This is a genomic window from Terrimonas sp. (assembly GCF_003075435.1).
In the GTDB taxonomy this organism is placed as follows: Bacteria; Bacteroidota; Bacteroidia; order Chitinophagales; family Chitinophagaceae; genus Agriterribacter.
In genome coordinates, this window is record NZ_QCZJ01000024.1 from 1 (window position 1) to 12,470 (window position 12,470).

General features: G+C 40.4%; 10 protein-coding genes and 1 other RNA gene. 8 read left to right on the forward strand and 3 right to left on the reverse strand.

Translation table 11 applies throughout. The features are described 5' to 3' along the window. Positions 1 to 251 precede the first annotated feature (251 nt). The 3 genes from surE to lpxB are packed head-to-tail and all read left to right on the forward strand — an operon-like array spanning position 252 to position 2,482. Entirely contained in the window at positions 252 to 1,040 is a 789-nt protein-coding gene (surE, locus tag DC498_RS20265; RefSeq protein WP_116875991.1) for a 5'/3'-nucleotidase SurE, read from the forward strand. Continuing rightward, a complete protein-coding gene (locus tag DC498_RS20270) occupies positions 1,037 to 1,336 on the forward strand; it encodes a hypothetical protein (protein ID WP_116875992.1) in 300 nt (99 codons plus the stop codon). Before surE ends, DC498_RS20270 begins: the two co-directional genes overlap by 4 nt. Positions 1,337 to 1,354: 18 nt before the next feature. Beyond that, positions 1,355 to 2,482: a lipid-A-disaccharide synthase gene (gene lpxB / locus DC498_RS20275; protein WP_116875993.1), complete on the forward strand. Its 1,128-nt coding sequence runs from the start codon at positions 1,355 to 1,357 to the stop codon at positions 2,480 to 2,482. On the opposite strand, the gene DC498_RS20280 is transcribed toward lpxB, so the two are convergent. Then, complete coding sequence (locus DC498_RS20280) at positions 2,451 to 2,669, reverse strand: DUF6728 family protein (protein ID WP_116875994.1); 219 nt, start codon at positions 2,667 to 2,669, stop codon at positions 2,451 to 2,453. The genes lpxB and DC498_RS20280 overlap by 32 nt on opposite strands. 73 nt (positions 2,670 to 2,742) lie before the next feature. Here DC498_RS20280 and DC498_RS20285 point away from each other — a divergent pair, with 73 nt between their 5' ends. Continuing rightward, entirely contained in the window at positions 2,743 to 3,747 is a 1,005-nt protein-coding gene (locus DC498_RS20285; protein WP_116875995.1) for a Smr/MutS family protein, read from the forward strand. A 13-nt stretch (positions 3,748 to 3,760) separates the two neighbouring features. On the opposite strand, the gene DC498_RS20290 is transcribed toward DC498_RS20285, so the two are convergent. After that, positions 3,761 to 4,582, reverse strand: a complete 822-nt coding sequence (locus DC498_RS20290; protein ID WP_116875996.1) for an alpha/beta fold hydrolase — start codon at positions 4,580 to 4,582, stop codon at positions 3,761 to 3,763. 104 nt (positions 4,583 to 4,686) lie between these two features. On the opposite strand from DC498_RS20290, the gene DC498_RS20295 reads away from it, so the two are divergent. Both DC498_RS20295 and rnpB read left to right on the forward strand, forming a co-directional pair. Beyond that, positions 4,687 to 5,016: a hypothetical protein gene (locus DC498_RS20295; RefSeq protein ID WP_116875997.1), complete on the forward strand. Its 330-nt coding sequence runs from the start codon at positions 4,687 to 4,689 to the stop codon at positions 5,014 to 5,016. Positions 5,017 to 5,088: 72 nt separating this feature from the next. Continuing rightward, positions 5,089 to 5,454, forward strand: an RNA gene (rnpB, locus tag DC498_RS20300) — RNase P RNA component class A. Between the two features lie 145 nt (positions 5,455 to 5,599). Here rnpB and DC498_RS20305 read toward each other — a convergent pair. Next, complete coding sequence (locus DC498_RS20305; protein WP_116875998.1) at positions 5,600 to 6,769, reverse strand: glycosyltransferase family 4 protein; 1,170 nt, start codon at positions 6,767 to 6,769, stop codon at positions 5,600 to 5,602. 499 nt (positions 6,770 to 7,268) lie between these two features. Between DC498_RS20305 and DC498_RS20310 the strand changes: the two genes are divergently transcribed. Both DC498_RS20310 and DC498_RS20315 read left to right on the forward strand, forming a co-directional pair. Then, positions 7,269 to 10,487, forward strand: coding sequence for a SusC/RagA family TonB-linked outer membrane protein (locus tag DC498_RS20310; protein WP_116875999.1), 3,219 nt, complete (start codon positions 7,269 to 7,271; stop codon positions 10,485 to 10,487). An 11-nt stretch (positions 10,488 to 10,498) separates the two neighbouring features. After that, positions 10,499 to 12,373 (forward strand): RagB/SusD family nutrient uptake outer membrane protein, encoded by a 1,875-nt coding sequence (locus DC498_RS20315; protein WP_116876000.1) that lies wholly within the window; start codon positions 10,499 to 10,501, stop codon positions 12,371 to 12,373. Positions 12,374 to 12,470 lie beyond the last annotated feature (97 nt).

Genomic DNA, 12,470 nt, shown 5'->3' on the forward strand with positions numbered 1-12,470 from the left:
TAAATCAAATAAGTTTATAATAATCCACAATTAAAATGTGGATTGTAAAAAGAAAAAAAGTAACAAAAAAAAGAAAAAGGGTAATAGTAGTAATAGTGTCTACTTTTTTCAGGACATGACACTGATAACTGATAGCTGACGGCTGATAGCTAACCGCTGATAGCTAACCGCTGACCGCTCACAACCCATTCACTTTGATTTGGGCATCAGGCGAATAATCAGGACTTTTACAAAAACAAGTTTTCGATTGCATGGCAGTATCAAAACGTAAGAAAAAAGACCCGGTGATATTAGTAACGAATGATGATGGCGTAATGGCTCCGGGCATACGCAACCTGGTAGAAGCGGTAAAAGACCTGGGAAAAGTGGTAGTGGTTGCACCTGATAAACCGCAGTCGGGCATGGGGCACGCTATTACTATTGGCTCGCCATTAAGGTTGCACCAGGTAAATTTAATGGATGGTGTGGAAGCCTGGAGTTGCAATGGTACGCCGGTAGATTGTGTTAAGCTGGCGGTAGATAAAATACTTGGCGGCAAGCCGGATATCTGTGTAAGTGGTATTAATCATGGCGCTAATCATTCTATTAATGTAATTTATTCCGGCACCATGAGCGCGGCTATTGAAGCATCTATAGAAAGTATTCCGTCCATCGGTTTTTCTTTGCTGGATTATAGCATGGAAGCTGATTTTACCGCGGCGCGCAGGTACGCGAATATCATTGTAAAGAAAATATTATCACAAAAATCAGATAAGCATCTTTGCCTCAATGTAAATTTTCCGCCGGTTACTGATGATCTTATCAAAGGCATAAAAGTATGCCGCCAGGCTTATGCCAAATACGAGGAAGATTTTGATGAGCGCAAAGATCCCGGTGGAAAAAAATACTACTGGCTTACCGGTGCATTCGTAAATTTTGATAAAGGAAAAGATACTGACGTGTGGGCGCTGGCAAATAATTATGTTAGTGTAGTGCCTGTACAATTTGATCTTACCAATTACGTTTTAAAAACCAAACTCGAAAAAACTTTTCATAAGTGATTTTTAAAAAAGACGATTTTCGTTTAGGAATAGTATTAGGGCTTTTGTTACCGCTGGTAAGCGTGGTAATATATTATTTTGTTAAGTTTTATCCCTTGTACAGTTTTGGAGATATGATGGCTGCTTTTAAAACCAATAAAAGCCTGGTAAGGGCAATCAGCATAACATGCCTGTTTCTTAATGTGGTTTTGTTCACTATTTATATTAATACCAGGAAGGATAAAACCGCAAAAGGAATTTTTGCCATAACAATAATATATGCCATCTCCTCACTGATTTTTAATTACTTTGGGTAGTAAATAAAAGAGCCCTTGGTGAAATATTATATCATAGCAGGTGAAGCTTCAGGCGATCTCCACGGATCTAATCTTATTAAAGCTTTAAAAAAAACAGATCAAAATGCAAGGTTCAGGGCATGGGGCGGTGATATGATGGAAGCTGCCGGCGCTGATGTGGTGAAGCATTACCGTGACCTGGCTTTTATGGGATTTGCCGAAGTGGTGATGAACCTGCGTACTATTTTAAATAATCTTTCTTTCTGCAAAAAAGATATACTCAATTATAAACCGGACACCCTTATTCTTATAGATTATCCCGGTTTTAATCTACGTATTGCAAAATGGGCTAAAACGCAGGGACTTAAAATTATCTACTATATATCGCCGCAGGTTTGGGCATGGAAAGAGAATCGTGTTAATACAATCAAGAAATGTGTAGATAAAATGCTGGTGATACTTCCTTTTGAAAAAGCATTTTATCAAAAATGGCACTATGACGTAACTTATGTTGGTCACCCACTGGTAGAAGTGATAGATGAATATTCGAAAAAAGATGCGGGCACGAATAATATACTTTCTTCTATTCAAAAACCTCTGATAGCGTTACTGCCAGGCAGCCGCAAGCAGGAGATATTAAAGAAGCTGCCTGTTATGCTGGAGGTAAGCAAAATTTTTCCTGACTACCAGTTTGTGGTAGCCAAGGCACCGGGGCAGGACGATAATTTTTATAAAGAACTGCTCAGTCATTATCCTGGTGTAAAAAGCGTAAGCGGTAAAACCTACGATTTATTGCTACATGCCAAAGCCGCCCTGGTAACATCCGGCACCGCAACGCTTGAAACAGCGTTGTTCGGTGTGCCTGAAGTAGTTTGCTATAAAGGAAGTCCTGTTTCTTATGCTATTGCTAAAAGGGTGATAAATATAAAATATATCTCTCTTGTTAATCTCATTATGGATAAGCCTGTGGTAAAGGAATTGATCCAGCATGAGCTGACTGTTGAGAATGTTGTAAAAGAATTGAATGACATTTTAAATAATCCCGAACGCATACAGCAATTAGGATCTGACTATCAGCAACTTCGCGATATTTTAAGCAGGGGAGGACATGCGTCGGATAATGCGGCTAAAGCCATCAACAGCTTTTTGCAAGGCGAACCATCATAACAATAATGGCAAACAGGAATAATAAAATGGATATGCGGTTTATCCCATGCATATACTTTATCCATGTAGTATCTTCCCTGTTCGGGTCTTTCTTTTTTATGTAGAGATACTCTGCGATCTGCCGCCAGACACCCATGAGGTAAATGTTTGTTTCAAAGGTATTGATTTGTAGGATTGATAATTTCATTTTTAATGATAAACACAGCCTATTGCCCACGGCTCACCGCCCACCGCTGCACTCTTTTCCTTAATTTCGCCCGATGAAATACCAGGTAGGAGATAAAATTTTGATATTGCATACCGATGAAGAAGGTGAAGTGATTGATATTATAAATGATAAAATGGTGATGGTGAGTGTGAGAGGTGTGAAATTCCCCATATATCTTGATCAGATTGACTTTCCTTATTTCAAAAGATTTTCGCAGAAAAAATTTGAGGATAAAAAGCCAAAGCAGTTTATTGATAATATTAAAAAAGAAAAAAGTTCGGCTAAATATAAAGTAACCGAAGGAGTGTGGATCTCATTTTTGCCGGTGTTTGATAAAGATGTTTTTGATGATGATATTGTAGAAAAATTCAGGTTGCATTTGGTTAACCAGTCAAATACAGCATATCGTTTTATTTATACGGTTTGGTATGACGGGCGGTTAGATTTTGAGCTTGAAAATGAAGTGCCGGCGCTCAGCGATTTTTACCTGCATGATATATCTTTTGAAGCATTGAATGACGCTCCGCGCTTTTCGTTTGAGTTTTCGCTAAGTAAGCCTGATAAGAAAAAAGCGGAGTATTTTGAAACGTTCATTAAACCAAAAGGTAAGCAGGTATTTAAGCAACTGGAAGAAATGCGATTAAAGCAGGAAGCTACTTTTTCTTACAGGCTATTTGATACATATCCCGATAGGGTAGAGGAAGAAAAGCCGGATTTGAGCAAACTTTCCAAAGCAGGGTTTAAAGTGCATGCCTCGGGTAAAACTTCGGTTATACCTCCCCGTACGGTTGTTGATCTGCACATTGAAAAACTTACAGACAACTGGCAAAAAATGAGCAATGCTGAAAAGCTTGATCTTCAGCTAAAAACTTTTGAGCAGCATTATGACGCGGCATTGCAGCATCATCAGGCGATGATTATTATTATTCATGGCGTAGGCACGGGAAAACTCAGGGAAGAAATACATGAACTGCTGCGTTTGAAAAAGGAAGTAAAATCTTTTGTCAACCAGTTCCATCCTTCTTTTGGCTATGGTGCAACAGAGATATATTTTTAAAAAGGAGAGACAGCTAATAATTTTCTTTTAAAAATTTTTGTATTTCAGTTGAAAATTGCGGCGTATGATACGCGCCTCCATGATTACCGGGGACCGTTGCGAACGAAGATCTTTTAAAAAGTTTTGCAAGGTCTGCGGCCGATCCATTATCGCTATCCTGGTCTCCGCAAATAACGAGCACGGGTTGTTTAACCTTATTCAACGTTTGTATACTGGTAGAAGGTTGGTATCGCTGCATCCACATCAATGCAGTACGGTCAAGATTTTGCCTGCTGATATTATCAATAACCGCTTTCATCTCAGGAATACTGTCTCCTCTCAATGCATGATAAAACATAATTCTTCTTGGCCAATCCGGGTTGGTAAAATCGGTTCCCATGCCACCAAGCACGGCAGCATGTATTCTTTTATCAAGCGCTAACAATTTTGCGGTAATAATAGAACCTCTCGAATAACCAATAACGGCATAATTTTTAATTTTCAGCTTATCCATCAGCAGCATAACATCTTTTGCTTCTGCGTCATTTTCATAAGCAGTGCTATCATGTGGTTTGTCAGATTTGCCATTGCCGCGCAAATCAAGCAGAATAACGCGGTAACCATTATTTAACAGATCTGTATACATCGCTGTCTTTTTCCAGGAGTTGCTGTTTACAATAAATCCATGTATAAGCACAACGGGCTTCCCATTTCCCCGGCATTCGTAATAAATTTTGGTATTGTCAAATGAAGAAAGATAGCCTGTATTAACAGGGAATTTTGCAGATAGGGAGTCTGTTTGTGTATAAGCAGTGCCCGTATATATAACTGCCAGCAAAATAAAAAGTGAACGCATGATAATGAGTATTGGTTATTGAAGATAAGAACAGGGATTATGATATATATTGAAATTTTTGTGGAAATTTTTTGAAATGGTGTCTAAAGCTAAAATCATAAGGTATGAAAAAGATATTTATTATTACCTGCATTATATGCACATCAACGGTTGTTTGCGCACAAAAGGAAACAAAACCGCCGCCTCCGCCACCACCTCCTCCTGCCATTGAAGCAACAAAATTTTCAGGGGTAAAAAGCTTTCTTGATCATAATCCTGGCGTTGCCAAAGTTCATTGGAAGGATCCTAATACGATTGTTTTAAAAATGAAAGACAAAACCACCAGGTCTTATAATTTGTCTGATGCAGCAATAAAAAAAGCGTTCAGCGATCAATACGGAGACATACCAGTGCCGCCGCCTCCACCACCTCCGCCTCCGGCAAAAGAAAATTGAGCCGGATATTTTGTTTTACGGGAATGCACCAGGAGTGCGAAGAAGAGGTATTAAAATTTTATCTTTGCATTTGCTGCATTCCATGCTATCGCGGTATAAGCAATATACTGAGGAAAGTCCGGACAGCACAGGGCAACGTACCGGTTAACAGCCGGGTTCCGATCACAGCGGAAACAGATAGTGCCACAGAAAATGACCGTCTTGCTTTAGCAGGATAAGGGTGAAAATGTGAGGTAAGAGCTCACAATTTTGCAGGGCAACTTGCAGAATGGGTAAACCTTGCGTGCTGAAATGCTATGTATACCCTGATTTTCCGCCTGCCCGGTGGAATTTCTCCGGAAATATCAGGGAGGGTAAGCAGATAGACCTGGTTAGTAATAACCCGGCCAGATAAATGATAGCACACGACAGAATCCGGCTTACAGGTTTGCAGTAAAAAATTAAAGAGGCTGTCTCAAAAGTATGAGATAGCCTCTTTTTATTCGGATACCTGATGGAGACAGGTGATCGTTTACGCGATTCTCAAGCTCTTCATTTATTTTTGATACAGCCTCTTTTTGTTAATAATGCATTATTCCCGGCATCAGTTTTGATGTTTAGATAACAGTAGCCTGTATTCCTCCAGCAGGGAATTCCATACAATATCCTGGTTATAGCGTGATGTAATAAAACTTCGGGAACTCTCCTGTAGTTTTATACGTAACTGACTATTCTCCAGTAAGGTTTTCATGGCTTCTCTTAGGGCTACTTCAGACCGGGGTTCAATAATGATCCCATTTTCATTTGGGATCACAATTTCATTGCAGCCGCTGATATCTGTAACAATCATTGGCAACCCCATTGCTCCGGCCTGAAGCACCACGTTGGGAAACCCCTCACGATAGCTTGGAAAAACCAAAGCGGTGCTTATAGCGAGAAAAGAGCGAACGTCTGGTTGAAAACCTACAGCAATAATATTAGAGTTATGCTCAATTTTTGCAATAGTTCCCGGCTCCAAAGGGTCTAATGCGGGTTCTGTATTTCCAACCAGCAGCAATTTTATATGTTGATATTGAGGTTGTGTATTCAATGCAGAAAAAGCGCTTACCAGTTCATTAATGCCCTTATCTTTTACTAATCTTCCTACAAAAACAAAAACAAAGTCTTCTGCACCGATATCCCACGTAAATTTAAGCTTAGCTTTTTCTTCTGCTGTTACCTGTTCAGGAGAAAAAAAATGGAGATCTATGCCATTAACATTACCATTGGCTATAATTTTTAAAGGCTTTTGAGTGATACCAAATTTTTGAAGATCATGCATTACGCCTTTGCCTTCAGGAAAGATGCTGGTTGCTGCCCAACATAAAATTTTATCAGTTGTGATAAGTATTTTCTGCAATAAGCCAGTGCGATAAGGAAACAGGAGTCCCGTAAATGTATGGATCCTTACAGGCACTCCGGCCATTTTAGCTGCAAGCATAGATAATAGTCCTGCCTTGGGAGTGATGGAGTGCACAATCTGCGGCCTTTCTTTTTTAAAATAGCGGTATAACTTCCAAAGGCTTTTTAAATCTTTTAAGAGTGAAATCTGTCGCTGCATTTCAATAGGGTAGGTTTTTACCCCTTCCCGCCTTGCAACTTCATCAAGATCTTTACCGGCTCCGGAGACTGCGGTTATATCAACATGCTGATTTAAAAATGAAAGCTGACCTTTTAACAGTAGGTTAAGCGAGAATGGAATAGTTGCCGTGCGAATAATCTTAGTTTTTTTCAAAGCATTTTTTTTGAAGGTCGCTAAATTATTATGAATTGTTCACTTGAGATGCACCAAACGTTTGGGATATCATAAATATGTTCAAAAACAAAATAAAGTAGCATATAATCAACTATGAGTGCCTGTATTAGATATAATTGTGGTGCATTTTTGTCAATTTTTATTCTTAAACAAGCTGTTAAAAAATAAAGTGTCAAAAAAACATTTGTAATTCTTTTTTGACTATTTTTACCTGCCAAACACAGTATTTGGGCTATTAACGATTGATTTTAATAGATAAGTCTATTTTATTAATAACCAAACTAACAAGCCATATGAATAGAAACTTTCTCTTTTCATTCCATTGCATTTAATGATGTTTTACAGCAAATAAAAATCTCAGCATTTTTATTGTAATCTCTTATCAGAGCCCTGGTCCCCATCCCTTTGAGTTAGCTTCTTCCACCCCACGTGACAACTTTTATTAATCAGTAAATACAAAACCAAACCAAACACACTTATGCAACAAGTTCTTCAAAAAGCAAAACGTGTCTGCTTAATCGTTATGGCATTGTGCATAACTACAGCAGCAGTATTTGCTCAGTCGATTGCTGTTAAAGGAAAAGTAGCTAATGACAAAGGTGAAGCTTTGGCCAATACCACTATTGTTGTAAAAGGTACTAACAATGGTACCACAACAAATGATGCCGGAGAATTTAGTATTAATGTACCCGGCACAAAATCAGTATTGGTGATTACCGCCGTCGGGCATCAGTCACAGGAGATAACAGTTGGTAATCAAACCAACATTAATGTAACCCTGCTTTCAGGCGAGGCCTCACAGTTGGAATCTGTGATAGTAGTAGGTTACGCAACACAGAAAAAAGTAACCGTAACCGGTGCTGTGGCGCAGGTTAAGGGGTCTGAGTTGCAGAAATCTCCTGCCGTAAACCTTTCAAACTCACTGGCAGGCAGGTTGCCTGGTATTACTGCTATTAATAGCAGTGGTGAGCCTGGTTACGACGGTTCTACCATACGCATTCGCGGTACAAATACCTTAGGAAACAGCTCAGCATTAATTGTAATAGATGGTGTGCCAGAGCGTGCCGGCGGTTTTGACCGTTTAAACCCTGCAGACATTGAAAGTATGTCAATATTGAAAGATGCATCTGCCGCTATATATGGAGCAAGAGCTGCAAACGGTGTAATACTTATTACCACCAAACAGGGTAAAACCGGAAAGCCTAGATTGTCTTATGATTTTAACCAGGGCTGGGCACAGCCTACCGTTATTCCTAAAATGTCGAATGTACTGGAATACGGGGAAATCAGGAACCAGAACCAGGTATTTGATAATGTAGCGCCGGCAAATTGGGCTGCAGCATGGCAGGCAATTCAAACTACAGGAACATATATTAACCCGGATAATGGAAACGAAGTAAAGGCCGCATTAGGCTTTATGCCGGAAGAAATGGAAAAATATCGTAACAAGTCAGATCCATGGGGTTACCCTGATACTGACTGGTTTGATGCGGTGTTAAAAAAATGGTCACCACAACAGCGGCATAATCTTCAGTTGAACGGTGGTACCGAGAATGTGAAATACCTGCTTTCAGTGGGACATCAGAATCAGGAGGGTTATTATAAAAACTCTGCTACCGGGTATAAGCAATATGACATGCGCTTTAACCTGGATGCAAAAATTAATAAATACCTGCGGGCAAATATTGGTGTATCAGCACGTGAAGAAGATCGTTTCTTCCCTATCAGAAGTGCAGGAGCCATCTTCAGAATGCTGATGAGAGGTAAGCCACAGGAAAATGCCATTTGGCCGAACGGGTTGCCAGGAAGAGATATTGAATTTGGAGATAACCCGGTAACCATTACTACCAATGCAACCGGTTATGATAAGGATAAAAGGGATTATTTTCAATCAAATGGAAGAATTGAGTTTGACATACCCGGTGTGGAAGGCTTAAAGCTCAGTGGTATTGCTTCTTTGGATAAGTCTTACAGGAATGTGAAAAGATGGGAAACGCCCTGGTATTTATATTCCTGGGACAAAAGTACATACGAGGCTGATGGCGTTACCCCGCTATTAATACGCGAGCTGCGTTCCAACTTCCAGGATCCCCGCCTTAATCAATTAAATGAAACCGTGCTGAATATCCTGTTGGGTGCAATGCTGAATTATGATAAATCTTTTGGTGACCACACGTTTAATTTTTTAGCGGCGGTAAACAGGGAAAGCATAAGGGCAGATAATTTCAGCGCCTACCGGCGTTTCTTCATTTCTTCTGCTATTGACCAGATGTTTGCCGGTGGCGACAGGGAGAGAAATAATGGTGGGGGTGCATACGAAAGAGCCCGTTTGAGTTATTTCGGTCGCCTGGGATATAACTTCAAAGAAAAATATTTAGCAGAGTTTTTATGGAGATATGACGGTTCGTATATGTTCGCGCCGGATCAGCGCTGGGGCTTTTTCCCTTCAATCTCTGCAGGATGGAGAATTTCTGAAGAGGATTTCTTCAGGAATAATGTTTCATTCATAGATAACCTGAAGCTGAGAGCTTCTTACGGAAGAATGGGTAATGACCAGGTATATTACAATGATGTATTGCAGGAGTTCCACTATATGTCTACCTATGGCTTTGATCGTTCTTATATTATTGATGACCAGGTGATGAAGGCTATTTATGAAAGAAGGGTGCCAAACCCGGGCTTTACATGGGAGGTTGCTAATAATATGGATATCGGGCTGGAAGGCTCTTTACTGAATAACAAATTGTCTTTTGAAGTAGATTATTTTGTAAATAAGAGAGAGAAAATCCTGATCCAGCGGTTAGGATCTACGCCCGGAAGCTCAGGTATCAGGAGTTTATTACCACCGGTAAATGAAGGTAAAATTGAGAACAGGGGATTTGATTTCAGGGTAGGATATAATGGTAGTATAGGCGACCTTACCTATAGTGTTTCCGTAAATGGCGGTTATGCAAAAAACAAAATTGTGTTTTGGGATGAAGGAAATGTACCGGAATGGCAGCGCTCTACCGGCAAGCCTTTCGGAACCAACGGAGCAGCTTTTTTAGCATACCAGTATGATGGTGTATTTGTTGATCAGAAAGATATTGATGCCAATGCCATTGATTACAGTGGGGCGGGAGGTACTAACCTGCGTCCTGGTGATATGAAGCTGAAAGATATTAATGACGATAAGGTAATTAATGGTGATGATATGGTGCGGCTAGACAAAACCAGGGATCCGCGGTTTACAGGTGGTTTTTCAATTAACCTGCAATATAAAAACTTCGATCTTTCCCTGCTTTTCCAGGGTGCTACAGGAGGGCTGCTGTTTATTGGTACTGAGTCGGGTGATATTGGTAACTACCTGAAATATTCCTATGATAACAGGTGGTCAATTGATAATCCGAGCAGCGAACACCCACGACTGGCAAACAGGAATAATACCTATTATACCAATGGCGGGCAGGCAGGAAATAATACTTACTGGCTGAGAAACAGTAATTACCTGCGTATGAAAAATCTTGAAATTGGCTATAATCTTCCTGCTAATATCGGGAAGAGATTAGGTATGTCTAATTTCAGGGTATATGTAAATGGTCTGAATTTAATTACCTGGGATGAATTGGGAATTTTTGATCCTGAATCAACCAGCAGCAGCGGGCAATACTATCCGCAAGCCAGAATTATTAACGTAGGTGCCAGAGTAACTTTTTAAATAAACTGATCATGAACTATATACATAAACTAACTATATTACTATTGCTGATAACAATATCAGTTGGATGCAACAAGGATTTTTTAGACCGAAGGCCGCTTGGAGAAGTATCTGCTGCTGATGTGTGGAAAGATGCACCTTTATCCGAAGCATTTATAACCAATATTTATGGTGGACTTGGTTTGGGAGGATTTAATGAACAGATGCTGGCTTCCCTGTCTGATGAAGCAATATTTACACATGCAGGAAGAAATATTAATACAGTAAACGAAGGCAGTGCCAGCCCTACCAATCCAGGATGGGTAAATGGCACTTATGAGTGGACCAGTATGTATAACTGGGTAAGAACCTGTAACGTGGCGCTTGCCGAACTGGAAAATGCCACTTTTGACAATCCTGCATTATTGGAAAGGTTAAAAGGAGAATCCTATTTTCTGAGGGCGTATTTTTATCACCAGTTGGTTAGGTACTACGGAGGCGTTCCGATAGTAGATAAAGTGTATGGGCTCAACGAGGATTATACTCAGGAAAGGAGCAGCTATGAAGATTGCGTAAACTTTATTTTAAGTGATCTTCAGCAGGCACAAACTTTATTAAGTGGTAAGTCTATTCCTAAAGGCAGAGCTTCTGTAAATGCAGTATTGGCGCTCAGATCAAGGGTTTTGTTGTATGCTGCCAGTGATTTGCATGATATACCAACCGCCAGCACTAAAGCCTCTGCCATTGGCGATTACGGTAATAAATCATTAATTGGATATGAATCCGGCGACAGGATTGCCCGCTGGACAGCAGCAAAAAATGCTGCCAAAGCTGTAATGGATGCAACTTCGGGTTATAAATTAGATCTGACTGCACCGGCAACTGCTGAACAGGGAAGGCTTAATTATAAATCTATTGCAATGGGAGGCGGAAGCAGCGGACCCGGCATAGATGCTGCTGCAGAAACAGAGATTATATTTGGAAGATATTTTGTGCCGGAAAAAAATGAAGATGCCGGCTGGCATGGAAGGCATAACGGTCCTAATGGTTATGCTAATTGGGCGGGCAATACACCTATCGGTTCGTTTGTTGATGCTTTTGAAGTACTGGAAGGTGGAAATGCTGTTCCTTTTGACTGGTCAAAACCGGCTCACAAAGCAAATCCCTATATCAACAGAGATCCCCGTCTGTATGCTACCATATTGTATGATGGTGCTTACTGGAAACCCCGTCCCAACAGCACCCTCGATCCGGTAAGCCGTATTCAAACCGGCGCATATGATATCATTCAGGGTGGGTCTCTTACCACCTGGCAGGGACTCGACACCCGCCTTTCACCAATTGAGGACTGGAATGGCAGCAGAACCGGTTATTATTTTGTGAAGTTTGTAGATATTAACCCTGCACAAATTGATCAAAGTATGCTGCAATATATTCCATGGCCTTTTTTCAGGCATACGGAAGCAGTGTTGAATTATATTGAAGCCTGTATAGAATTAGGTGAAGATGGAGAAGCCGTAAACTGGCTGAATAAAATACGCTTCAGAGCAGGAATGCCTGCTATTACTGAAACAAGTGGCACAGCATTGAGAGACCGGTACAGGCATGAAAGAAAAATAGAACTGGCATTTGAAGAACACAGGTATCACGATGCCAGGAGGTGGATGATCGCTCCAACAACATTGGGCAGAAAGGTGACTTACATAAGTGTAACAGGTAAATTTAAGCCTGGTCAACAGCAAAATGCGCCTTACCAGCACAATGAGGCTATATATAATTACACATATAATCCTGTTGAAAACAATACACATGAAAACAGGAAATGGGACGATAAAATGTATTATGTTCCCATTCACAGAGACGAGATAAACAGGAACGATAAACTGGTTCAAAACCCCGCGTATTGATGTGTAGGATGTAGAGCGTAAGGTTTAAGTGTAAGGTTTAAGGTGTAGGGTGTAAGTTCGCTTACCCTGCACCTTTTACCTTTGTGCCCTGTACCTT

Excerpts from the sequence above, each read along its gene's own strand:
- surE (WP_116875991.1), top strand. The coding sequence starts at position 252 with ATGGCAGTATCAAAACGTAAGAAAAAAGACCCGGTGATATTAGTAACG.
- DC498_RS20280 (WP_116875994.1), bottom strand. The coding sequence starts at position 2,669 with ATGAAATTATCAATCCTACAAATCAATACCTTTGAAACAAACATTTAC.
- DC498_RS20285 (WP_116875995.1), top strand. The coding sequence starts at position 2,743 with ATGAAATACCAGGTAGGAGATAAAATTTTGATATTGCATACCGATGAA.
- DC498_RS20290 (WP_116875996.1), bottom strand. The coding sequence starts at position 4,582 with ATGCGTTCACTTTTTATTTTGCTGGCAGTTATATATACGGGCACTGCT.
- DC498_RS20295 (WP_116875997.1), top strand. The coding sequence starts at position 4,687 with ATGAAAAAGATATTTATTATTACCTGCATTATATGCACATCAACGGTT.
- DC498_RS20310 (WP_116875999.1), top strand. The coding sequence starts at position 7,269 with ATGCAACAAGTTCTTCAAAAAGCAAAACGTGTCTGCTTAATCGTTATG.
- DC498_RS20315 (WP_116876000.1), top strand. The coding sequence starts at position 10,499 with ATGAACTATATACATAAACTAACTATATTACTATTGCTGATAACAATA.